At 34.8% G+C, this 24,882-nt stretch carries 20 protein-coding genes; 13 read left to right on the top strand and 7 right to left on the bottom strand.

Annotation, left to right across the window (positions count from 1 at the left end):
• Nucleotides 1–9 precede the first annotated feature (9 nt).
• Nucleotides 10–243 carry a hypothetical protein gene (locus tag ACEN2F_RS03695; protein ID WP_441736221.1) on the bottom strand — a complete coding sequence of 78 codons (234 nt, stop codon included), beginning with the start codon at nt 241–243 and terminating at the stop codon, nt 10–12.
• Nucleotides 244–1,124: 881 nt separating this feature from the next.
• Here ACEN2F_RS03695 and ACEN2F_RS03690 point away from each other — a divergent pair.
• Nucleotides 1,125–3,851 carry a heavy metal translocating P-type ATPase gene (locus tag ACEN2F_RS03690; protein WP_441736219.1) on the top strand — a complete coding sequence of 909 codons (2,727 nt, stop codon included), beginning with the start codon at nt 1,125–1,127 and terminating at the stop codon, nt 3,849–3,851.
• 103 nt (nt 3,852–3,954) lie between these two features.
• Nucleotides 3,955–6,276 carry a multicopper oxidase domain-containing protein gene (locus ACEN2F_RS03685; RefSeq protein ID WP_441736216.1) on the top strand — a complete coding sequence of 774 codons (2,322 nt, stop codon included), beginning with the start codon at nt 3,955–3,957 and terminating at the stop codon, nt 6,274–6,276.
• A gap of 363 nt (nt 6,277–6,639) precedes the next feature.
• Here the strand turns inward: ACEN2F_RS03685 and ACEN2F_RS03680 are convergent, their stop codons facing one another.
• Together ACEN2F_RS03680 and ACEN2F_RS03675 are read right to left on the bottom strand one after the other, a co-directional pair.
• Nucleotides 6,640–7,827: a pyridoxal phosphate-dependent aminotransferase gene (locus ACEN2F_RS03680; protein ID WP_441736214.1), complete on the bottom strand. Its 1,188-nt coding sequence runs from the start codon at nt 7,825–7,827 to the stop codon at nt 6,640–6,642.
• 84 nt (nt 7,828–7,911) lie between these two features.
• Complete coding sequence (locus ACEN2F_RS03675) at nt 7,912–9,006, bottom strand: fatty acid desaturase family protein (RefSeq protein ID WP_441736211.1); 1,095 nt, start codon at nt 9,004–9,006, stop codon at nt 7,912–7,914.
• 106 nt (nt 9,007–9,112) lie between these two features.
• Between ACEN2F_RS03675 and rsmG the strand changes: the two genes are divergently transcribed.
• Both rsmG and dnaG read left to right on the top strand, forming a co-directional pair.
• A complete protein-coding gene (rsmG, locus tag ACEN2F_RS03670) occupies nt 9,113–9,742 on the top strand; it encodes a 16S rRNA (guanine(527)-N(7))-methyltransferase RsmG (protein WP_441736209.1) in 630 nt (209 codons plus the stop codon).
• Between the two features lie 299 nt (nt 9,743–10,041).
• Entirely contained in the window at nt 10,042–12,024 is a 1,983-nt protein-coding gene (dnaG, locus tag ACEN2F_RS03665; protein WP_441736207.1) for a DNA primase, read from the top strand.
• A gap of 147 nt (nt 12,025–12,171) precedes the next feature.
• On the opposite strand, the gene ACEN2F_RS03660 is transcribed toward dnaG, so the two are convergent.
• Together ACEN2F_RS03660 and nadE are read right to left on the bottom strand one after the other, a co-directional pair.
• A complete protein-coding gene (locus ACEN2F_RS03660; RefSeq protein ID WP_441736204.1) occupies nt 12,172–12,801 on the bottom strand; it encodes a LuxR C-terminal-related transcriptional regulator in 630 nt (209 codons plus the stop codon).
• Nucleotides 12,802–12,895: 94 nt separating this feature from the next.
• The gene (gene nadE / locus ACEN2F_RS03655; protein ID WP_441736201.1) at nt 12,896–13,699 is read right to left on the bottom strand and encodes an NAD(+) synthase; all 804 of its coding nucleotides are present in this window, start codon (nt 13,697–13,699) and stop codon (nt 12,896–12,898) included.
• Between the two features lie 100 nt (nt 13,700–13,799).
• On the opposite strand from nadE, the gene gldB reads away from it, so the two are divergent.
• The gene (gene gldB, locus ACEN2F_RS03650) at nt 13,800–14,756 is read left to right on the top strand and encodes a gliding motility lipoprotein GldB (RefSeq protein ID WP_441736199.1); all 957 of its coding nucleotides are present in this window, start codon (nt 13,800–13,802) and stop codon (nt 14,754–14,756) included.
• Nucleotides 14,756–15,091 carry a gliding motility protein GldC gene (gene gldC / locus ACEN2F_RS03645; protein WP_441736197.1) on the top strand — a complete coding sequence of 112 codons (336 nt, stop codon included), beginning with the start codon at nt 14,756–14,758 and terminating at the stop codon, nt 15,089–15,091. Before gldB ends, gldC begins: the two co-directional genes overlap by 1 nt.
• A 74-nt stretch (nt 15,092–15,165) precedes the next feature.
• Here the strand turns inward: gldC and yihA are convergent, their stop codons facing one another.
• Nucleotides 15,166–15,786, bottom strand: coding sequence for a ribosome biogenesis GTP-binding protein YihA/YsxC (yihA, locus tag ACEN2F_RS03640; RefSeq protein ID WP_441736195.1), 621 nt, complete (start codon nt 15,784–15,786; stop codon nt 15,166–15,168).
• Nucleotides 15,787–15,810: 24 nt separating this feature from the next.
• Nucleotides 15,811–16,590, bottom strand: coding sequence for an alpha/beta fold hydrolase (locus ACEN2F_RS03635; RefSeq protein WP_441736193.1), 780 nt, complete (start codon nt 16,588–16,590; stop codon nt 15,811–15,813).
• A gap of 381 nt (nt 16,591–16,971) precedes the next feature.
• Between ACEN2F_RS03635 and mraZ the strand changes: the two genes are divergently transcribed.
• The 7 genes from mraZ to murD all read left to right on the top strand — a co-directional run bounded on the left by mraZ (nt 16,972) and on the right by murD (nt 24,816).
• Nucleotides 16,972–17,445 carry a division/cell wall cluster transcriptional repressor MraZ gene (mraZ, locus tag ACEN2F_RS03630; protein ID WP_441736190.1) on the top strand — a complete coding sequence of 158 codons (474 nt, stop codon included), beginning with the start codon at nt 16,972–16,974 and terminating at the stop codon, nt 17,443–17,445.
• Nucleotides 17,420–18,328 (top strand): 16S rRNA (cytosine(1402)-N(4))-methyltransferase RsmH, encoded by a 909-nt coding sequence (gene rsmH, locus ACEN2F_RS03625; RefSeq protein ID WP_441736188.1) that lies wholly within the window; start codon nt 17,420–17,422, stop codon nt 18,326–18,328. Before mraZ ends, rsmH begins: the two co-directional genes overlap by 26 nt.
• A gap of 50 nt (nt 18,329–18,378) precedes the next feature.
• On the top strand, nt 18,379–18,726 hold the full coding sequence (locus ACEN2F_RS03620) for an FtsL-like putative cell division protein (RefSeq protein ID WP_441736185.1): 348 nt from the start codon (nt 18,379–18,381) through the stop codon (nt 18,724–18,726).
• Entirely contained in the window at nt 18,717–20,720 is a 2,004-nt protein-coding gene (locus ACEN2F_RS03615) for a penicillin-binding protein (RefSeq protein WP_441736183.1), read from the top strand. Before ACEN2F_RS03620 ends, ACEN2F_RS03615 begins: the two co-directional genes overlap by 10 nt.
• Nucleotides 20,717–22,180 (top strand): UDP-N-acetylmuramoyl-L-alanyl-D-glutamate--2,6-diaminopimelate ligase, encoded by a 1,464-nt coding sequence (locus ACEN2F_RS03610; protein ID WP_441736181.1) that lies wholly within the window; start codon nt 20,717–20,719, stop codon nt 22,178–22,180. The genes ACEN2F_RS03615 and ACEN2F_RS03610 overlap by 4 nt, the downstream gene beginning before the upstream one ends.
• Nucleotides 22,181–22,253: 73 nt before the next feature.
• A complete protein-coding gene (gene mraY, locus ACEN2F_RS03605) occupies nt 22,254–23,483 on the top strand; it encodes a phospho-N-acetylmuramoyl-pentapeptide-transferase (RefSeq protein WP_441736178.1) in 1,230 nt (409 codons plus the stop codon).
• Between the two features lies 1 nt (nt 23,484).
• Entirely contained in the window at nt 23,485–24,816 is a 1,332-nt protein-coding gene (gene murD / locus ACEN2F_RS03600; protein WP_441736176.1) for a UDP-N-acetylmuramoyl-L-alanine--D-glutamate ligase, read from the top strand.
• The last annotated feature ends 66 nt before the right edge of the window (nt 24,817–24,882 follow it).

The raw sequence follows: 24,882 nt of genomic DNA, 5'->3' as shown, positions 1-24,882 counted from the left end.
ATGAATTATTCAAAGGTTTTGACCCATTGCTTTCATAGTTGGAGTCTCTAATCCGTTGTCGACATTCCAATCTTCTTTCATTACGATTATTTTTTCAATTTTTTCATGTTTTTCAACATGCGGATTTATCGGATTAATCGTTTTGATTAATTCGGCGGATAGTGACGTTCTGGATTTAGCCTTACCTATTTCTGATAAGGTAATTAACGCAGGGGCTGCGGAATGCCAGTTCCCACAAGACATATTTGACCAATATCCATATTTAAGAACATTTTTAGTTGTAATGGTGCTGGAGAGATGTATTTGCCCTTGTCTATTTTAATCTCTCAGAGAATGCATTATTGGGGGGATAGTTTTTTAAACATAATCTTTTTATCACAAAGTGTTAGCCAAAGAGAGTAAGGAAATACTGTTTTGCTTATTTATGGAAGGAATAGGTCGTTTTTGTATGATCATCCTCTAAAAATTGGGGAAACTTCAAAAACTTATGCCGGCAAAATTTCATGTAAAATCTTGAAAAGACTGCGATCCTATGGAGGGAATTAAGACGCTACTATAAAACATATATGTGTTTGTTTTATAGATTTTTAAGTGATTAATTTTCTATAAAAAATTTCTTTTATATCCTTAAAAGGATAAACTTTGATAGAGCACTGTAAAACCAACTTTACAAATGGGGTTATAAATAAAAAACATTGTTTGTGCTATCAAGTGGTCGTGAAAAAGAAATTGGAAAAAATGGAGCATTCCGTTATTTATATAAAGTTTTGGGAGATAGGACTATCCTTTTAAGTAGCGATGAATGAAATAGAAAGGTTGGCAAATAGTCTTTAGAACATTAGTAAATTGCGCAAATGATTGAAAAAGCAAAAGGATACTTTTTTATGATGAATTAAGCTTGAGCAAAATTTATACTGAACTCCTTTATCGCAATGTAGGATATTTAAGTAATCAGTTTAAAAAAGTGACCGGGTTTACACGATCGTATTTTAAAAAAACAGGAAGAGAATACTAGAAAACAAATTGATAGTTTGTAAATCTTACAAATGGCTACCATAATTGTGTAACGAAAAAGGGTCATAACTTTCCTATATTTGTACTACTAATTTAAAATAGCATGTAAAATGATACATAACTATATTGTTACCGGAATGTCCTGCGACGGCTGTCGTACGACGGTGGAGAAAACATTGAATTCCATTGATGGGGTTGAAGCAGTCGTTTCTTTAGACCCGGACATTGCGACCATAACAATGGAAAAACACATTCCAACTGAGAAATTACAAGAAGCACTTACTGCCGCTGGAAAGTATACCATAGAGATGAGCCAGCTTAAAGAGCCATCTAGCAATATAAAAAAAGAAGCGCAGGTAAAATCCTGTTGCAGTAATGATAAGCATCAGCATGCTGAGAGTAAAATGAAGGAAAATTCTAGTACTCACGGGAAATATTATTGCCCCATGCATTGCGAAGGAGACAAAGTGTATGACAAACCAGGAAGATGTCCGGTGTGTAATATGTATTTAGAAAAAGAATCTGAAGCAAAGGAAAAATCAATCGAGAAGTCATGCTGTGGTTCGAATAAACAACAGGAAAAATCAACCGTAATTTTACCCGAAACCGCTCAAGGAAAATACTATTGTCCGATGCATTGTGAAGGTGAAAAAGTATATGATCAACCTGGAAGCTGTCCCGTTTGCGGAATGAATCTGGAAAAAGTTCCAGCATTAAGTGTCGCCAAAACAAGTTACACTTGTCCCATGCATCCCGAAGTTATAAAAGACGGTCCTGGTTCATGTCCCATTTGCGGTATGGATTTAGTGCCAATACAGCCCACTGATTCAGAAGAAAATAAGGTGTATGATGATTTGGTGCGTAAAATGAAAATTGCGGTAGTTTTCACAGTTCCCATTTTTGTGATTGCCATGTCAGACATGATCCCTAATAATCCGTTGATGAAAATTATGGATGCTTCAAAGTGGAATTGGGTGCAATTAGGACTTTCGCTTCCTGTGGTTTTTTATGCATGTTGGATGTTTTTTGAGCGTGCATGGAAATCCGTTGTTTCTTGGAATTTAAACATGTTTACCCTTATTGGAATTGGCTCCGGAGTCGCTTTTTTATTTAGTTTAGTTGGATTATTTTTCCCAACTATTTTCCCAAACGAATTTAAAACGGAAAATGGAGCGGTTCATCTTTATTTTGAAGCGACAACAGTAATATTAACATTGGTTTTATTGGGGCAGCTGTTAGAAGCTCGAGCACATAGCCGAACGAGTGGTTCTATAAAAGAATTGTTAAAATTAGCGCCAACAGAAGCCACTTTGGTGATCGATGGGGTAGACAAAGTGATATCGATTCATGACATCAAAAAAGGAGATGTATTGCGCGTGAAACCTGGAGATAAAATTCCGGTGGATGGAAAAATTACCGATGGTGAAAGCACCATTGATGAATCTATGATAACGGGAGAACCAATTCCTGTTGATAAAAATACAGGAGATGACATTAGCTCCGGAACTATAAATGGGAATAAATCCTTTTTGATGATTGCTGAAAAAGTAGGTTCAGAAACTTTGCTTTCGCAAATAATAGAAATGGTTAATACTGCCAGCCGTTCAAAAGCGCCAATCCAAAAACTAGCGGACAGAATCGCAAAATACTTTGTTCCAATTGTGGTCTTGGCATCCGTAATTACATTTGTTATTTGGTCACAATTTGGTCCTGAACCTGCACTAGTTTATGGGTTTATTAATGCAATTGCCGTTTTGATAATTGCATGTCCTTGTGCTTTAGGATTAGCTACACCCATGTCAGTTATGGTTGGCGTTGGTAAAGGAGCGCAATCGGGAGTTTTGATAAAAAACGCCGAAGCGCTAGAAAACATGAATAAAGTAAATGTTCTGATTACAGATAAAACAGGAACAATCACTGAAGGGAAACCTTCTGTGGAAAAAGTGTTTTCGTTGAATGATAACGGAGATTCTTTGTTACAAAGCATTGCATCTTTAAATCAATACAGTGAACATCCTTTGGCGGAAGCCGTAGTCAATTTTGCGAAAGCGAAATCAGTTTCATTAATTGAAGTTAAGGACTTTGAAGCAATTTCTGGTAAAGGAGTTATTGGGACGGTAACCAATAAAAAAGTGGCTCTTGGAAATAAAAAGTTGATGGAACAAGTTAATGCTGAGGTTTCGGATGAATTAGAACATCAAATTATAGCCGAACAAAAATTGGGAAAAACGGTTTCTTACATCGCCGTTGACGCAATTGCAGTAGGATTCGTGTCTATAACTGATGCCATCAAGGCCACAAGTGTTGCGGCAATCAAAGAATTGATGCGTCAGGGAGTTGAGGTAATTATGCTTACTGGAGATAATGAAAATACGGCAAAAGCGGTGGCAAAACAACTGAATTTAACCTCGTTTAAAGCGGGTTGTTTGCCTGAAGATAAGCTCAAAGAAATAAAACGATTGCAGTCCGAAGGGAAAATTGTAGCCATGGCGGGTGATGGAATCAACGATGCTCCAGCTTTGGCGCAAGCCGAAATAGGAATTGCAATGGGTACCGGAACTGATGTTGCGATAGAAAGCGCAAAAATAACGTTAGTAAAAGGAGATTTACAAGGCATTGTTAAAGCGAAAAACCTAAGTCACGCCGTGATGAAAAATATCAAACAAAATTTATTCTTTGCATTTTTCTACAATGTACTTGGAATTCCTATTGCGGCGGGTGTTTTGTATCCGTTTTTTGGCGTTTTGCTTTCGCCAATGATTGCGGCTTTAGCAATGAGTTTCAGCTCTGTCTCTGTAATTGCAAATGCGTTGCGATTACGAAATTTAAAATTATAAAATGAAATCGTCATAATTACTCCACGATCTCGAATTTTTGGAATGAGATAAAATGGAAGTTAGGAAGGGCGGTGCCATTTTCTTATAAAAATTAATGTTTTTTATGAAAAAATATGTTGTTATACTATTGCTTTTTGCGTTGAATGCTACCGCTCAAAAGGTGGTTCGATATGATTTATATGTACGGGATACGATTGTCACTTTTGGCGAGACACCCAAAAGGGCTATTGCCGTAAATGGACAAATTCCAATGCCAACACTGACATTTACTGAAGGTGATATTGCCGAAATTTATGTACATAATGAGTTAGATGAAGACACTTCTTTGCACTGGCATGGATTATTTTTACCAAATAAAGAAGATGGTGTTCCTAACTTGACACAAATGCCTATCAAACCGCACACGACCCATAAATATACGTTCCCTATTATTCAGCACGGAACACATTGGTACCACAGTCACACAGGTTTGCAGGAACAAATTGGGATGTACGGTTCCTTTGTGATGAATAAAAAAACGGATGATTCAACGTTTAGAAAAGGTATTGATGATTTGCCAACTTTTCCAATTATTCTGAGTGAATGGACAGATCTGAAACCAGAAAACGTACATCGGATGTTACATAATGCTACAGACTGGTTTGCAATCCAAAAAGGAACCACACAAAGCTATAGTGAGGCAATAAAAGCAGGACATTTTAAAACCAAAGTTGCAAACGAATGGAAAAGAATGAATGCGATGGACGTAAGTGATGTGTATTACAATAAATTCCTGATAAACGGAAAAAATGAAAGTCAAATAGATGGAGTTTCTTCTCCCCTTTCCTTTGGAGATACATCAGAGATGAAGAAGTTCAAAGCTGGTGATAAAGTGCGTTTAAGAGTTTCTAATGGTGGCGCTTCCACCTATTTTTGGTTAAACTATGCGGGAGGGAAAATTACAGTTGTTGCAAGCGATGGAAATGATGTGGAACCTGTTGAAGTCGATCGATTAATCGTTGCTGTTTCCGAAACCTATGACGTTGTTGTAACGATTCCAGCTGATAAAACAGCGTATGAGTTTTTAGTAACAGCGGAGGATCGTACTAAATCGGCTTCGCTCTATATAGGAGATGGTATCAAGCAATTGATTGCGCCTATGCCAAGACTTAAGTATTTTGAGGGGATGAAAATGATGAACGGCATGATGAAAATGAATGGTGATTTAGATGATATGGGTATGCAAATGTCACTGAACCAAATGGATATGAATGTAGTGATGTATCCCGAAATTACTGGTGCTTTGACCACTAAAAAAGAAATGGATCATTCTTCGCACGATATGAAGAATATGAAAATGGATGATTCTTCTCCAAAAAAAGAAGATATGAAAATGAAAGAAGATGATTATAAAAGTAATGGACTTTCAGACATCACTACACTGAACTACGCAATGTTGAAATCACCTACTAAAACAACATTACCCAAAGATGCACCGGTTAGAGAATTGCGTTTTGAATTGTCAGGAAACATGAATCGGTATATTTGGAGTCTGGACAATAAAGTAGTTTCAGAAGTTGACAAAATTTTAATCAAAAAAGGGGAAAATGTTAGAATAGTACTCTTCAACGGTTCCATGATGCGGCATCCCATGCATTTACACGGACATGATTTTAGAGTGCTGAATGGCAAAGAGGAATATGCTCCGCTGAAAAATATTATCGATATCATGCCTATGGAAACTGATACGATAGAGTTTAGTGCTAATGTTAAGGGCGATTGGTTTTTTCATTGTCACATTCTATATCACATGATGGCTGGAATGGGGCGGGTTTTTAGTTACGAGGATCAAGAACCAAATCCATTGATTCCAAATCCCAAATTAGCACAACGGAACTTATTTGCTGATGACAGAGCTTTTCATGTAATGGCTGAAAATGATTTTGCCACCAACGGAAATGACGGAATGTTGATGATTCAAAACACAAGATGGAGCATTGGTACCGAATGGCGTTTGGGCTACACCAAACAGCACGGGTACGAAACCGAAACGCACATTGGACGGTACATTGGAAAAATGCAGTGGTTGATGCCGTTTATCGGTTTTGACTGGAGGTTTCGAAAAATGGAAATGGGAGAAATGGAAGAAAATCTTTTTGGACAAACGAACACTAAAGACAATCGTGCTGTTCTTAGCGCCGGTGTCGAATATACAATGCCTATGCTGATCAAAGCCCAAGCCGAAGTCTATACCGATGGAAATGTTAGGTTGCAATTTGAACGGATGGATATTCCGGTTTCTAAAAGATTACGGCTTAATTTGATGTGGAATACGGACAAAGAATATATGGCAGGTTTTCGCTATATCGTAAAGAGAAATTTTGGAATTACAACGCATTATGATAGTGATATGGGACTTGGCTTTGGGTTAAGCGTGAATTATTAAAAAGAAAATATAAACATTAACACATTAAAAAAGGCAAAGTCAGTTGATTTTGCCTTTTTTTATTCTGTTGTGAGAGGTATTTTAAATCAACCCATAGTAGCAACCATAGTTGATCGGTAATTTATTTGGATGTAAGTATAAAAAGATCTTCGTGTGGCATTACATTATTTTGTTATATTTTTAGAAAATGACAATATAATTTGCAGTTATTTAAGGTTGCGTTTTCAATATAAATTGATGATGACAAGGAAAGCTCCGATCTTTTGATGATACCAAACAACAAAGCCTCAAGTTTTCTTGAGGCTTTGTCTTATACTGAAAGTTATATTTTAAGCTGCTAATGTGCGACTTTATAATTTTTGTTTATTGTGCGACTGCTTCTTTGATTCGACGTAAGGCTTCAATTAGCAATTCTTCGCTGGTGGCATAAGAAAAACGGATACAATCTGGATTTCCAAAAGCATCACCTGTTACAGTTGCTACATTTGCTTCGCCTAAAAGATACATGGCAAAATCATTTGCATCTTTGATGAATGTTCCTCTTAATGTTTTTCCAAAGAAAGAAGATACATCTGGAAAGACATAAAAAGCACCTTCGGGAACGTTAATTTTTACTCCTGGGATATCTTTTAACAATCCCACTACTAAATCTCGGCGGCTATGGAAAGCGTCAACCATGTGTTTCAAAACGCTTGGATCTGCATCTACAGCAGTTATGGTAGCACGTTGAGCGATGCTGTTAGCACCACTTGTTACTTGGCCTTGAATTTTTGTACATGCTTTAGCGATAAATTCTGGTCCGCCAATATAACCAATTCTCCAACCAGTCATGGCAAAAGCTTTGGCCACTCCATTTACGGTAATTGTTCTTTCTAACATTCCCGGGATCGAAGCGATGCTGCAAAAAGTCCCAGAAAAATTAATGTGCTCGTAAATTTCATCAGCAACAACGTACACGTGTGGGTGCTTTTCTAATACCTTGGCAAGCGCTGTTAATTCCTCTCTGTTGTATACAGATCCACTTGGATTGCAAGGAGAACTGAACCACATCATTTTTGTTTTTGGTGTAATGGCTGCCTCTAATTGTTCGGGTGTGATTTTAAAATCAGTTGCCACAGATGTTGGAACTGCTACAGGAATCCCACCAGACAATTTTACGATTTCGAAATACGAAACCCAATAAGGTGCAGGTAAAATTACTTCGTCGCCGTCATTTAGCATTACTTGTGCAATATTGTATAACGATTGTTTAGCTCCTGTTGAAACCACAATTTGAGACGGTTTGTACTCTAAATTATTGTCTCTTTTGAATTTTCTACAGATGGCTTCTTTTAATTCTAAATATCCTTCAACTGGAGAATAAGTACTGTAATTTTCATCTATTGCTTTTTTCGCCGCTTCTTTGATAAAGTCGGGTGTATTAAAATCAGGTTCGCCTAAGCTTAAACTGATAATGTCTTTTCCTTGGGATTTTAATTCTCGGGCTAAAGCAGCCATTGCTAATGTTTGAGACGTAGATAAATTATTTATTCTATCGGATAATGGATTCATTGTAATAGGTTGTAGTTAGTTTATTATTATTGCATGTAGAGATGCACTGCAGTGCATCTCTACAACATGTTGTGTTTTGTTATATTATGTCAGTTCTGGTTTCATTCCCAATTCTTTTAAATGCTTAAAATGAGCAATTACAGCACTTCGCATTGTATTATATTCATAGTACGGCAAGTTGCATTCTTGAGCGGTTTCTTTAACAATTTTTGCAATGTTGCCATAGTGAATATGACTAATATTAGGAAAAATATGGTGCTCAATTTGGTGATTTAATCCACCGGTATACCAATTTACAATTTTGTTTTTTGGAGCAAAATTAGTTGTAGTAAATAATTGGTGAATTGCCCAAGTATTATCCATTTCACCCAATTCATTAGGAGATGGATTTGTTGTTTCTTTTACAACGTGAGCCAATTGGAATACAACACTTAGAATCAGACCAGCGGTATAGTGCATGATAAAAAATCCTATTAGAACTTTCCACCACGTAATTCCAATAACGATTGGTAAAACAATCCATATTGATACGTAGATAACTTTAGTTATGATTAGAGTGGTCCAAAGTATTTTTGGACTTTTTGGTTCGCCATAAGATAATTTTCTTTTCAGATAACTTCTCATTTGTCTGAAATCAGTTGTAATTGCCCAGTTGAATGTAAGTAATCCGTACAAAAACACCGAATAATATTGCTGAAAACGGTGAAAATTGTACCATTTGGCATCTTTTGTAAAACGGATGACGCGTCCGGCATCTAAATCTTCATCATGGCCCGGAATGTTTGTGTAAGTGTGGTGTAAAACATTGTGTTGTACTTGCCAGTTGTAAACATTTCCTGCTAGTACATATATAGTTCCACCCATGAATTTATTAACCCAAGTCTTATTAGAATAAGAACCATGATTCCCATCGTGCATCACATTCATTCCTACTCCTGCCATACCTATTCCCATCACGATAGTTAACATAAGATGGGTCCAAAAAGGCATATCAAGTGTTAGAATTATAAAATAGGGGGCGAGAAAAACAGTAATTAAGATTGCAGTTTTTAAATAAAGTGTCCAATTTCCAGTTTTTTGAATATTGTTTTCTTTAAAGTAATTGTTAACCCGTGAGTTAAGCGTTCTGAAAAATTTCAGACTATCTTGTTTTGCAAATGTTGGTGGTGTATTTATCATATAATATTCAATAAAGTTCAAAGGTAATTATTATAAATTTTTTGGTATACAAAATTGAGATAAAATTTTTAACTCTAAAGTATTACTTTTGTTAAAAAATTATAAGATGGATGAAATTTTGAAACATTTTCCCGAATTAACTACTATTCAAAAAGAACAGTTTCAAAAACTGGACTTTTTGTACCATGATTGGAATGAGAAAATAAATGTTATTTCCAGAAAAGATATTGATGCATTGTATACTAAACATATTTTGCATTCATTGGGAATTGCAAAAATCATTAAATTTGAACCAGGGACGTATGTACTGGATGTGGGAACCGGTGGAGGATTTCCCGGTATACCATTAGCAATTCTATTTCCAGAAACTCGTTTTTATTTGATTGATATTATTGCAAAAAAAATAAAAGTGGTTCAGGCTGTAGCCGAAGGATTGGAACTAAAAAATGTAAAAGCAGAGCAAATGCGCGCTGAAAATGTGAAAGGAGATTTCGATTTTATTGTGAGCCGTGCCGTAACCAATATGCCAGATTTTGTTTCTTGGGTGAAAGGTAAAATCAAAAAAAACAGCAAGCATGAATTAAAAAATGGAATTCTGTATCTAAAAGGAGGTGATTTAACGGAAGAACTTAAAGATTTTCCTAAAGCTACAGAATATGATTTAGCTGATTTTTTTGAAGCTGAATTCTTTGAAACTAAAAAAGTAGTCCATGTGCCTTTGAAGTTTGTAGTGTAAAAGAAATGAAATTGTTTTTCAGAAAATTTGTCAATTGTATTGATGATCAAGCAATGATGACGATAATTTTTGCGGAAAAGAAAATAAAGGAAATTAGAAATGTAATGTGTTTACAGGTAAACGCATTGCTTTTTATAATAGAAATAAATCACATAAAGCTTCTTATTTATTGTGTTGATCATCAAATAAGGGAATTAGTCTAATTGATTTGGATGTAATAAAAACGGAAGTTTAATTTGAAATAGTGCCGGTTATTGTTGGACAAACGGTGTAACTTTGGCTTAAAAAAATTAATAAATTTGATCGCAAAAGCTACTATAGACACTGTTTTTGAAACCGCTCGAGTAGAGGAGGTTATTGGAGATTTTGTGCAATTAAAAAGAGCAGGAAGTAATTTTAAGGGACTGAGTCCTTTTTCAGAAGAACGTTCTCCTTCGTTTATGGTTTCGCCGGCTAAAGGAATTTGGAAAGATTTTAGCTCTGGAAAAGGAGGGAATTCTGTAGCTTTCTTGATGGAACATTCCCATTTTACCTATCCGGAAGCAATACGGTACTTGGCCAAAAAGTATAATATTGAAATAGAAGAAACCGAGCAAACGGATCAAGAGAAAGCCATTACGGATGTTCGTGAAAGTATGTATCTCGTCTCTGAATTCGCAAAAAGTTATTTTCACGACACCCTCTTTAACTCTGAAGAAGGCAAAGCAATCGGGTATTCTTATTTTAAAGAACGAGGATTTACAAATGAAACCATTAAGAAGTTTAGTCTAGGATACTCGCCCGAAAGTTGGGATGCTTTTACCAAAGAAGCATTAGGGAAAGGATATAAATTAGAGTTTCTAGAAAGCACTGGGCTCACAATTCCTAGAGATGACAGGCCTTTTGATAGATTCAAAGGTCGTGTTATGTTTCCCATAGAAAGCATGTCGGGTCGAGTGCTTGGTTTTGGAGGTAGAATTCTTACCAATGATAAGAAAGCAGCAAAATACCTGAACTCTCCTGAAAGTGAGCTATATCACAAGAGTAAAGTCTTATACGGTATTTTTCAGGCTAAACAAGCAATAGCCAAACTCAACAATTGTTATTTAGTCGAAGGATATACTGATGTGATTCAGTTCAATCAATCGGGAATTGAAAACGTTGTTGCGTCGTCAGGCACCGCTCTTACACCAGATCAAATTCGGTTAATAAATAGATTGACTAAAAACATCACCGTACTTTTTGATGGAGATGCCGCGGGCTTGCGGGCTTCTGTTCGTGGAATTGATCTGATTTTAGAAGAGGGTATGAATGTTAAAGTATGCACTTTTCCTGATGGAGAAGATCCGGATAGTTTTGCGAAGAAAAATTCTTACGAAGATTTAGTTTTGTACTTAGAAAATAACGCAAAAGATTTTATCCAGTTCAAAGCCTCACTTTTAATGAACGAAGCTAAAAATGATCCCGTAAAAAAGGCAGATTTAATTCGGGATATGGTGGTGAGTATCTCTAAAATTCCTGATAGAATTCAACGGGAAATTTATATACAAGAATGTTCTCGAATTATGGACATTTCCGAGCAGGTTTTGCTCAGTACTTTAGCACAATTAGTACAAAAGGATATTGTTGAAACTGGAAAAAAACAGCAACAAAAGCAATTGCAGAATGCCTTTGACTATGTTAAAAATGAAAATACTGCCGAAACCGATAAAGTAGATGCTTTGTATCGTTTTGAGCGCAAAATAATTGAAATACTATTGCTTTATGGCAACAAGACAGAAAAATTTGAAGAAGTTTTGTTAAAGTCCAACAGCGACGGAGAAATTGTTGATGTCATTGAAATTAAAGAACTAAAAGTTTTTCAGAAAATTTATTTGAGTTTGCAAGATGATGAAGTAGAATTTGCAAGTCCGATATTTAGAGAGATTTATAAAAATCTAATTGATTATTATTTACAAAATGAAGATTCTGACCTTGAAAAATACATAAACCATTTTCAGTCAGCTATTCCAGACGAAGTAACTAATATAATAATGGAAGATGAAAAAAACGTCTTACACAATTGGACAGGACAAAATATTTTTCCCAAAAGTAAAGAGGAGATGTTAAATCAAGATGTTTCGGATACATTACTCACTTTAAGATGGTTTTTACTCAGTGAAATAATAGAAGAGTTAAAAAACTCCGTTTCTAACGAGCCAGATTCCGATAATATGGAGTCATTATCATTGGCGATGAGTTATATTGAATTGCGGGGAAAATTTTCAAAAAAGCTAGGAAGAGTGGTGGTACGATACCATTAAATAGAATGGATTGTAATCCTTTTACTGGTTAATTTAAAAGCTCTGTATCATTTGAAATTAAATTCAAATGACACAGAGCTTTTTTTTGAAACTAAGCACAGTTACGATCTGTTCTTTTAAACGTTATTTAGAATTTAGCTAGTGTTACTAGACGATTTCTAACGTTTTTGCTTTGTTAACTAAATCTACTAAATTAGTAACATTTAGTTTAGTCAGTAGTCGTAATTTGTAAGTACTAATCGTTTTTTCATTTAGGTTTAGAATTGTCGCGATCTCGTGATTTTTCTTACCATCACTAAGATAACGTAAAACTTCTACCTCACGATTAGAAAGTTTGCGATATAATCTTTCGCTTTTGCTTTGTTTCGCAATTAAGGCTAAGTTCTTCTTCACGGTCTCATTCATGATTATTTTTCCTTGGTGGACTTTAATAATCGATTGACCTAGTGTTTCTAGTTTTTCAGATTTGTGTACAAAGCCAGAAACTCCGGCTTTAATGGCATTTGGTGCATAAATCTGTTCGGAAAGACCACTGTAAATAATGATTTTAGTTTTAGGAAAATTTTTCAGAAGTGCTTTAACTTCAAAAATACTGGCAAGTCCTTCCAGTTCCAAGTCTAATATCAAGACATCAATGTCTTTTGTTAAAAGTATATCCCGTACCATCAAAAAATTACCAACATTGGCTACTATTGATATCTCAGCATTTTCTTTAAAGTAAGATTTTACTCCAAAATGCACAACAGGATAATTATCGGCTATACATACTTTAATCATAATTTTAAATTTTTAGAATTATTTGTTATTGGAAATGTAAAATTAATAAATAAATTCTGTAATTAATTGTAAATCAATATAAAATATGATTTCTTTAATCTTTTGGGATAAAACAAACGGGTATTGCAGTCATTTTATGTTGATTACTAGTATTTAATCGCTTGTAAATGTCAAAAACAATTTTATCTCTTCCGGAAAAATTATCGGATGATTTTCCAGCGTTATCTTCTGCCATTGCCCATTCCAGCTCGTTATAGCTCGCTCCTAATTGATCTTCATCTGTTCTTTCATCACCAAATAATCCGTCAGTAGGTGCGGCTTTTAGGATAGAATCTGGAATTTTTAAAAATTTGCCTAAAAGATAGACTTCGGACTTCATTAAGTCGGCAATGGGACTCAAATCAACACCTCCATCGCCATATTTTGTATAAAAACCAACACCAAAATCTTCTACTTTGTTTCCAGTTCCTGCAACTAATAAACTATGAATGCCTGCAAAGTAATATAAAGTAGTCATCCGCAGTCGAGCTCGGGTATTAGCAAGAGAAAGGTTGATTTTATGTAGGTCTGAATGATTAGCGGGTACTATTTTTTTGAAACTTTCAAAAACAGAGGTCAAATCAGCTTCAACGGACGTTACATTAGGGAATCTTTCTTTAAGTTGTTCTATGTGTTCTCGGCCTCTGGATACATGACTTTGTGCTTGATGAATTGGCATTTCAACACATAATACTTGTAGACCAGTTTGGGCGCACAATGTAGAGGTTACTGCTGAATCAACTCCCCCGGAAATCCCAATTACAAATCCATTTACTTTAGCATTTTCAGCATATTTTTTTAACCAATTTACAATGTGGGTATTTACTTTTTCAACGAGGAGTGTGCTTATTTTAGTCATAATTATTTACGTTTTAAAAAGTAGGAATGTATATTTGCAAAATAAATTAGTTACTCCTTACTTTCTTCAAATTCTTTGGAAACAAATTTAAATAATAATTATGAAAATATATCTGTTATCCATCGTCTTTTGTCTCTTTTTTTTGTCATGTGACAAGAAAAATGAAGTTGAGAATGCCATTGCGGCAATTCCTGTAGAGGTGAAAGTAGATCGTTTTGATAAAATATTTTTTGAAACTCCACCTAAAGACCTAGAAAAAGTAAAAAAAGAGTTTCCATTCTTTTTTCCTCCAGGAAATGACAATAGCGTTTGGTTAAATAAAATGCAGGATCCAATCTGGAAAGAATTGTATGCGGAAGTACAAAAAAAATATGCTGATTTTGAAGTGGTAAAAGAGGAACTGGAAAGACTTTTTAGGCACATTAAATATTATTTTCCGCAAACAAAAACACCAAAAGTGGTTACTGTAATTGCTGAGATGGACTATAATAGCAAGGTTATTTATGCAGATAGTCTTGTGATTATTTCGCTTGAATTGTATTTAGGTAAAGACCATAAATTTTATCAGTTTCCCAATTATTTAAAACAAAATTTTGAACAGAGACAAATTGCGCCGGATGTAGTTTCGAGTTTTGCAGCACGGAAAATTGCGCCTGTTTTGGGTAAAGATTTACTCAGTCAGATGATTTATTCCGGTAAACAATTGTATTTAAAAGACCTGCTTTTGCCAAATTATACGGAGGCCGAAAAAATGGGATATACCTCAGAACAACTTTTGTGGTGTCAGGAAAATGAAAGTTACATGTGGCGGTATTTTATCGAAAAGGAATTGCTGTATAGTACGGATCAAAAGCTAATTCCCAGATTTATAAATCCAGCGCCATTTTCTAAGTTTTATTTAGAAATAGACAATGAATCGCCTGGCCGCGTTGGTGCTTGGATTGGTTGGCAAATAGTACGATCTTACATGGAAATTAATCGAGTAAATGTTACTGATTTGCTTAAAACAGATGCGAAAAAAATATTTAAACAATCAAAATACAAACCTAAAAAGTAATGTTAGAAAAACATACATCAGAAATTAAGTTTCTAATCGAATTAGACGAAAATAGAGTTCCAGAAAAACTTATGTGGACTGCTAAAGATGGCGGTGTCGAGCTGGAAGAAGCTAAAGCAATAATGTTGTCAGTATGGGATAGTAAAGCAAAAGAAAGTATGCGCATTGATTTATGGACAAAAGAAATGCCAGTAGATGAAATGAAAATTTTCTTTCATCAAACTTTAGTGGCTATGTCAGAAACATTCAAGCGGGCTACTGATGACGAGAAAATGGCTGATACGATGAAAGATTTTTGTGATTATTTTGCTGAAAAATTAGATCTCACAAAATAGAAATTATATCATTTACCTAAAAAGTCCCAAGTTTCAATTGAATCTTGGGACTTTTTAGTGAAAATGTTCTTTTTCTAAAATTGGTTGTTATTTTTAAAAACTTCTTGATTGACTTCGTCTATATAACCTAACAATTCTTCTTTTCCTGTTGATTCAGTCGCTGAGGTGACAAAATAATGAGGCATTTCGGCCCAATTATTAGCAAACATTTTCTTTTTGTAGGCCGCTATATGAGAGTCAATTTTTACTTTGCTGATTTTGTCAGCTTTAGTGAAAACAATACAAAAAGGAATTTCACTTTCGCCCATGTATGACATGAATTCAATGTCAATTGTTTGTGCCTCGTGACGAATATCTATCAAAACAAAAGCACAGACTAATTGCTCTCTTGTTTCAAAATAGTCTGTGATAAATTCTTGGAAAATAGATTTAGTCTTTTTTGAAACTTTTGCATATCCATAACCAGGTAAATCAACTAGAAACCAATTGTTATTAATCAAAAAATGATTAATCAACTGTGTTTTTCCCGGTCTTCCAGATGTTTTTGCTAATTTTTTTTGATTTGTGATCATGTTAATCAAAGAGGACTTCCCTACATTTGATCGGCCTATAAAGGCATATTCCGGCAAAAAATCTTTTGGACATTTGGCTACGTCGGAGTTGCTGATAACAAATTCGGCAGTATTAATTTTCATTTTTTCTAGGTGTAAAATTCTCCTTTAAGGTTTATTTATGGACAAATGGGTGTTTTTTAGCCAATCATCAAGTAAGCGATTGAACTCATCGGGATGCTCCATCATAGCCGCATGACCACATTTATCGATCCAATATAAAGTAGAATTGGGTAGTAATTTATTGAATTCTTCGGCTACATCTGGAGGTGTAACTTTATCATTTTTTCCCCAAATAAGGCAGGTTTGAACATGCATTTTTGGTAAATCTTTTGCCATATTATGTCGAATGGCACTTTTTGCAATAGTCAGTGTTTTGATTAATTTTATACGATCGTTTACTGTTTCGTACACTTCGTCAATAAGTTCCTTAGTAGCAACTTTTGGATCATAAAATACATCTTCTGCTTTTTTCTTGATATACTCATAGTCCCCTCTTTTTGGGTAGCTATCACCCATTGCGCTTTCATAAAGCCCTGAGCTTCCTGTTATTACAAGTCCTGCTACTTTTTCAGGATACATTTTAGTGTGGTACAATGCAATGTGGCCACCAAGTGAATTTCCTAAAAGTATTACACGGTCTAATCCTTTGAAAGTGATGAAATCCCTAACATATTTAGCAAAACTTTTTACATTAGTTTTTAAAATATTTTGGGTATAAATGGGTAAATCCGGAATAATTATTTTGTATCCTCTTGTAGAAAAGTAGCTGGCAACCGCATCAAAGTTGCTAAGTCCCCCCATAAGTCCGTGCAAGATTACGATTGGAGTTCCTTCACCAGCTTCATAATAGCTGTATTTGCCTTCTTTTTTATAGTGTTTTTCCATTTTTATAAATACGGATTTTTCGATTTGGACAAATATAGGATTTAAAAAATAAAAATGAATTTTTAGAACAATTTTTAATTGTAAAGTTATCCCGCTTTAGATAGAATCCTGTTCCTTTTTCTTTGCTATTTAAGTATTGATTTCTTTCCAAATTTCATTTTGGATAACAAAAAAAAAACAAAGAATTTTATTGTGTTTTGGAGTCTGTTTTTTATAACATTATCTTTCTTACAAATAAATTCTAAAGAGCTAACGGCTTGATTGTATATAAAGTAAGTGTTTTTATTTGAAAGTGGTTAAACTTATTAACAAAGTGGGGTATAGTGGTAGATAGTGGTAATATTTTTTATATTTTTGCTCAACATCATTTAATTTTTTTTCTTGGATACAATTATTGGAACATACGAATGTAAAGTTGATGCTAAAGGAAGGGTGCTGTTGCCGGCGCCTTTAAAAAAGCAGTTGGCTCCATCACTTCAAAACGGATTTGTTTTGAAGCGTTCCGTTTTTCAAGAATGTCTGGAACTGTATCCTATGGAAGAATGGAATATAATGATGCAAAAAATAAACAAACTCAATCGATTTGTCAAGAAAAACAATGACTTCATTCGCAGGTTTACAGCAGGAGTGAAAGTGGTTGAAATTGATGCGTTAGGACGCTTATTAGTTCCTAAGGACTTAGTCGTTTTTGCCAGTATTACAAAAGATGTAGTGTTTTCATCGGCGGTAAATATTGTTGAGATATGGGATAAAGAGTTGTATGAAAAATCAATAAATGGAGAAGATCTTGATTTTGCTGATTTGGCAGAGGAAGTAATGGGAAATATAAATGACAACGACAATGGAATATCATAATCCGGTTTTGCTTCAAGCATCTGTAGATGGTTTAAATATTAAGCCTGACGGCATTTATGTAGATGTAACTTTTGGTGGGGGCGGACATTCAAAAGAAATTTTGAAAAGGTTAGGTCCAGCTGGAAAGTTATTCGCTTTTGATCAGGATGAAGATGCTTTGGCGAATGCCTTGCCTGACGAAAGATTTATTTTGATCAATGAAAACTTTAGATTTTTAAAAAGATTCTTGCGTTTTTATGGGGTAAAAAGTGTAGATGGCATTTTAGCAGATTTAGGTGTTTCATCACATCAGTTTGATGTTCCAGAACGAGGTTTTTCTACTCGCTTTGATGCTGGTTTGGACATGCGAATGAGTCAGAAAAATGATTTGAATGCCTATCGAGTGGTCAATGAATACGATGAGGCAAATTTAAAAAGAGTGTTTCTAGATTATGGTGAATTAAAAAATGCCCCAGTTTTAGCACGAACAATAGTCGAGGCAAGAGAGCAACAGCCAATTAAAACAACAGATGAATTGAAAGGCATTTTGGCGCGATATTTACCGGATAGAGTTCGGAATAAAATATTAGCTCAAATTTATCAGGCTATCCGAATTGAAGTAAATCAGGAAATGGATGTTCTGAAAGAGTTTTTAGAACAATCCTTAGAAATATTAAATCCAGAAGGAAGATTAAGTGTAATATCCTATCATTCTTTAGAAGACAGATTGGTGAAAAGGTTTATAAAAAATGGAATGTTTGAAGGAGAACCGGAACGCGATTTTTTTGGTAATTTTTCTGTTCCTTTTAAAACTATTGGAAAACTAATAGTACCGAATGCAGACGAAATAAAAATAAATAATAGAGCACGAAGCGCAAAATTAAGAATAGCACAAAAAAGATAATTCTTTGCAAATAAACGGTGCGCTGTTGCATATTTGAAGCTTATAAAAAAATGAAGAACGGAGTTTATAGCATATTGAAAGCCAAGTTTCTTATTGATGATCATGCCGTCAAAAATTGGCGATTCATTGTTTTTATTCTTTTGTTAGCAATTATAATGATTGCAAATACACAACGGTTTGAACAAAAAGTGTTTGAAATCACGGAGCTAACTGGACAAGTTAAAGAATTGCGTTCTGAATTTGTAGACCGTCGCTCTGAATTAATGAAACTAAAAATGGAATCAACGGTTTCTGAAAAAATGATAGAGAAAGAAATTTTTCCATCCACAGTTCCGCCAGTAAAAATAAAAGTTAAAAAAGAAGAAGATAAAGGCTTCTTTAAAAAATTATGGCAGTAGAAGATAAATATATATCTTATAGAATCTATTTAGTCGCTTTTGGGATCTTCCTGATGGCGGTTGCTATTGCCGTAAAATTAACAAATATTCAATGGGTAGAAGGAGACTATTACAGAAATTTAGCCAAACAAAGAACTGTTAAAAATTTTATTATTCCCGCTAACAAAGGGAATATTTATTCTGCTGATGGGAGCCTTTTAGCAACATCAATTCCAAATTATGAAATACGGTTCGATGCACTTGCATCAAAAATAGAATCCTTTGAGAAGAATGTGAAGCCATTATCAGATTCCTTGGCCTTGCTGTTAGGAAAATCTACAAATTATTTTGAAAACGAATTAAGAAAAGCCCGAGGCAATAGAAATAGATATTTTTTGGTAGCACGAGATTTAAGTTACACTGATTATGTGCGTATTAAAGAGTTTCCATTATTTAATCTTGGTGCATACAAAGGGGGGATTATTGTAGAACAAGAAACCATCAGGGAACATCCAATAGGTAAAATTGCCGAGCGAACCGTGGGTTATGAAAGAACCTCCAATGGGCAATCGCTTGATGGAAAAGGTATTGAATGGGCTTTTAGGAACTATCTCAATGGAAAAGACGGTAAAATATTAAAACAGAAAATAGCTAAAGGACAGTGGAAACCTATTCGAGATATTAATGAAATTGATCCTCAGGACGGCTATGACGTTATATCAACAATTGATGTTTATATTCAAGATATAGCGCATCATGCTTTGCTAAAACAACTAGAATCATATCAGGCAGATCATGGTTCTGTGGTGGTTATGGAAACTAAAACAGGGCATGTGAAAGCAATTTCTAATTTAGGAAGAGCAAAAGACGGGACTTATTATGAAACCACAAATTATGCGGTAGCAGAGTCCCATGAACCGGGTTCTACCTATAAATTAGCTGATTTGATGGCGCTTCTTGAGGATAAAAAAGCCGATACGAGTACTGTTTATGATAGTAATGGTGGAGTTGTTGCGTATTCAGGTAAAAAAGTACGTGATTCCCACAAAGGTGGTTATGGAAAAATTTCGTTAGCAAGAGGTTTTGAACTTTCGTCAAATACAGTTATGGTTCAGGCAGTGTATGAAGCGTATAAAAATAATCCATCAAAATTTGTCAATCATCTTAATGATTTTGGTTTAAATAAAATTTTGGGACTTTCAATCAAAGGGGAAGGCGTGCCCTATATTCCTCAGCCTACGGATAAGAATTGGTCTAATATTTCGCTTCCTTGGATGGCTTTTGGGTATGGAGTTCATATTACTCCAATGCAAACATTAGCATTTTATAACGCAGTTGCTAATGATGGGGAAATGGTAAAACCTCAATTTGTTTCTGAAATTAAAGAATGGAATAAAACGATTAAAAAATACGAGAAGGAAGTTTTGAATCCAAGAATTTGTTCCCAAGAAACTATATTGAAATTGCAAGCAGTTCTCGAAAATGTTGTCAAAAAAGGAACGGGTTCAAAATTATATTCAAAGGATTTTTCCATGGCAGGAAAAACGGGAACGGCACAAGTTAATTATGGTAAAAATGGCCGCTCTGAAATGTATTATGCATCATCATTTGTAGGTTATTTTCCAGCGGATCAACCTAAATATTCCTGTATTGTGGTGGTACACAAACCAAATACTGCTTTTAATAATTTTTATGGTGCTGATGTAGCTGGTCCTGTTTTTAAGCGTATTGCGCAGAAGATATTTACAGATGCGCCATCAACGAATGAGATTAAAAACCTAGATAGAAAGATACCAAAACAAGAAAATAATTATGATTCTTATTTTGTTAAATCTCAAAACAAACAACAGTTTATACCTAATGTAAAAGGAATGTCAGGGATGGATGCTGTTGCTTTATTAGAAAATTTGGGAGTTAAGGTAAAGGTAACGGGCGTTGGTAAAGTAAAAACACAATCGCTCGAAGCGGGGCAAAATATTCTAAAAAACACAACAATATTATTAGAATTATCATGAGCATACTAAAAGACATATTATACAAAGTAGCCATTGAAGCCATAAAGGGCTCAACGGATATCGCGATTAACAAAATAGATTTTGATTCTAGGAAAATTGAGTCCAATGATGTTTTTGTAGCCATTCGTGGTACAATATCAAATGGTCATGATTTTATAGAAAAAGCAATTCAACAAGGAGCCGTAGCAATTATATGTGATACGTTTCCAGACAACATTGCCAAGGGGATCACATATGTTCAGGTAAAAGATACGAATTCGGCCTTAGCATTTATGGCGGCTAATTATTTTGGTGATCCATCTCAAAACTTGAAATTGATTGGAATTACAGGCACAAATGGCAAAACAACCATTGCTTCCTTGTTATACCAATTGTTTAAAAAAGCAGGTTTTAAAGTTGGATTGCTCTCAACGGTTAAAATTTTAGTTGATGATATTGAATACAAAGCCACACATACGACTCCAGATTCGATTACTCTAAATCAGTACTTGAGTGAAATGGTGCAAAACGGAGTTGAATATTGTTTTATGGAAGTAAGTTCACATGGGATTCACCAAAAAAGAACCGAAGCCTTGCATTTTGTAGGTGGTATATTTACTAATTTATCCCATGATCATTTGGATTACCATCCAACGTTTGCAGAATATAGAGATGTAAAAAAGTCCTTCTTTGATAATTTGCCCAAAACGGCCTTTGCTCTATCTAATATTGATGATAAAAATGGACAGATTATGTTGCAAAATACTGCAGCAAAAAAATGTACGTATGCCTTAAAATCCTACGCAGATTATAAAGCGCAAATCCTGGAAAATCAATTATCGGGCTTGTTGTTGAAAATCAGCGGAAATGAGGTGTGGGTAAAACTCATTGGTACATTTAATGCCTATAACCTAGTTGCGATATACGGCGCTGCAGTCGAATTAGGAATTGAACACATGGAAGTGCTCCGGTTATTATCTGATTTAGAAAGTGTATCGGGACGGTTTCAATTTATTGTTTCAAATTCAAATATCACCGCTATTGTAGATTATGCTCATACTCCGGATGCTTTAGAAAACGTACTAAAAACAATTAATGACATCCGTACAAAAAATGAACAATTGATTACGGTTGTGGGATGTGGAGGTAATAGGGATAAAACAAAACGTCCAATTATGGCTGAAATTTCATCTGAATGGAGTGATAAAGCGATTTTCACTTCGGATAATCCTAGAAACGAAAACCCGGATGTAATCATCAGCGAAATGGAACAGGGGGTGGCCGCGCAAAATTATAAAAAAGTATTGACGATAACCGATAGGAAACAGGCAATTAAAACTGCTTGTCAACTGGCTCAGCCTAACGATATTATTTTAATAGCGGGAAAAGGACACGAAACCTATCAGGAAACAAATGGAATTCGCCTTGATTTTGATGACATGAAAATAGTTAAAGAAATGCTGGATCAACTTGGAAAATAGGGTTAATGAATTTTTGATTATTTAAAGAGGACCAAAATCAAGAAAGTAACAATTTGCCAAAAAACAAAGATATATGCTATACTATTTATTTGAATATTTAGACAAAACATTGGATGTTCCCGGAACGGGTGTTTTTCAGTACATTACTTTTAGATCTGCATTAGCATTAATGCTTTCGTTGTTGTTATCAACAATTTACGGAAAAATAATAATTCGCTTTTTACAAAGACAGCAGGTGGGAGAAACTGTGCGAGAGCTTGGTTTAGCTGGTCAAAATGAAAAAGCGGGAACGCCTACAATGGGAGGATTGATTATTATTTTTGCTACGCTCGTTCCTGTTTTATTGTTTTCTAAACTGCATAATATTTATATCGTATTATTGATAGTTACTACACTCTGGATGGGTACGATTGGTTTTATTGATGATTATATAAAAATTTTCAAAAAAGATAAACAGGGATTAAAAGGGGTTTTTAAGGTGGTGGGGCAAGTAGGTTTAGGACTTATAGTAGGGACCGTTTTGTATTATCATGCGGGCGTTACCGTAAGAACTGATACGGGTAAAACCAATGTTTTCAAAGCGACTGCGGAAAATGTAATTGTTCAAGTGCCACTGGAAGAAAAATCGACTGCAACCACTATACCTTTTTTCAAAAATAATGAATTTGATTATGCGGAGTTATTAGCATGGACAGGCGAGGGATATGAAAAATGGGCTTGGTTGATTTTTATTCCAGTTGTTATTTTTATAATTACGGCTGTTTCTAATGGTGCTAATTTGACTGATGGAATAGATGGATTGGCGGCAGGAACATCGGCTATTTCAGTACTTGCGCTAGGAATATTCACCTTCGTTTCGGGAAATATTATTTTCTCTAATTACTTGAATATCATGTATATTCCTAATTCAGGAGAAATGACGGTTTTTATAGCGGCATTTGTTGGCTCCTTAATTGGGTTTCTGTGGTACAACTCGTATCCGGCTTCCGTTTTTATGGGCGATACGGGAAGTTTAACCATTGGTGGAATTATTGCTGTTTTGGCTATTGCAGTTCGAAAAGAAATGTTGATTCCTTTATTGTGTGGAATTTTTCTTGTCGAAAATTTATCGGTAGTTCTTCAAGTAAGTTATTTTAAATATACCAAGAAACGCTTTGGCGAAGGCCGAAGAATATTTTTAATGTCTCCCTTGCATCATCATTATCAAAAAAAAGGATATCATGAAAGTAAAATTGTGACTCGGTTTTGGATTGTTGCTATTATGTTGGCCATTTTGTCTATCGTTACTTTAAAATTAAGATAACATGAGGCTAGTAATTTTAGGAGGAGGCGAAAGCGGTGTAGGAACTGCAATTCTTGGCAAGAAAAAAGGATATGATGTTTTTGTGTCTGATTTTGGAAAGATAAAAGAGAATTACAAAGAAGTGCTTTTTCTAAATGAAATTGCATGGGAAGAGCAGATGCATACGGAAGAATTGATTTTGAATGCTGATGTGGTGATGAAAAGTCCCGGAATTCCTGATAAATCTCCAATTGTAAAAAAATTGTTAGAGAAAAAAATCACTGTAATTTCTGAAATTGAGTTTGCTGCTCCTTACACTGACGCGACCATTATAGGAATAACTGGAAGTAACGGTAAGACAACCACAACAATGTTGACGTATCATTTGCTAAAAGCGGCAGGGTTAAATGTAGGATTAGGAGGTAATATAGGAAAGAGTTTTGCTTGGCAAATGGCGGACAATAAATATGATTCTTACGTGCTTGAATTGAGTAGTTTTCAATTAGATGGGATTATAAATTTCAAACCACATATTGCCATAATTACTAATATAAGTCCGGATCATCTGGATCGATACAATTACAAATATGAAAATTACATTGATGCGAAATTTAGGATTACAATGAACCAAACGGAGGACGACTACCTTATCTATGATGCAGATGATGAAGCGATAAACGAGTGGTTCAAAACGCACACGACAAGAGCAAAATTAATTCCTTTTTCATTGACAAAAACGTTCAGCGAAGGAGCTTATATAGAAAACAACAAAATGGAAATAAAGATTAATCAGGAAGAATTTACAATGAATACAGACCACATTGCACTAGAAGGAAAACATAACATGAAAAACGCAATGGCAGCAACCTCTGTGGCAAAATTAATGCAAATAAGAAAAGCTACAATTCGGGAGAGTCTTTCTAATTTTCAAGGAGTAGAACATCGTTTGGAGAAAGTTTTAAAAATCCAAAACGTGCAGTATATTAATGACTCTAAAGCAACGAATGTCAATGCAACTTTTTTTGCATTAGACAGCATGAATGCTCCTACAGTATGGATTGTAGGTGGTGTTGATAAAGGAAATGATTACAATGAATTGATGTCATTAGTACGTGAAAAAGTAAAAGCGATTATTTGTCTTGGTGTGGATAATAAAAAAATAATTGATGTTTTTGGAAATGTAGTCGACATGATGATCGAAGTTTCAACTATGGACGATGCAGTGAGAATGGCGCAGCGGTTATCAGAAAAAGGAGATGTAGTGCTGTTGTCTCCAGCATGTGCCAGTTTTGATTTATTTGAAAACTACGAAGATAGAGGAAATCAATTCAAACAGGCCGTTAAAAATTTATAGAAAAAAGGTTTTAGGTTCTAGGTGCTAGGTTTTAGCGCCAAAACCCAAAACCCAAAATCCAAAACC

Origin of the sequence: Flavobacterium sp. W20_MBD1_R3, from assembly GCF_052119725.1 — a bacterium.
Classification (GTDB): Bacteria; Bacteroidota; Bacteroidia; order Flavobacteriales; family Flavobacteriaceae; genus Flavobacterium.
The sequence above is the reverse complement of the archived record's forward strand: the minus strand, read 5'-3'. Positions and strand labels throughout refer to the sequence as shown.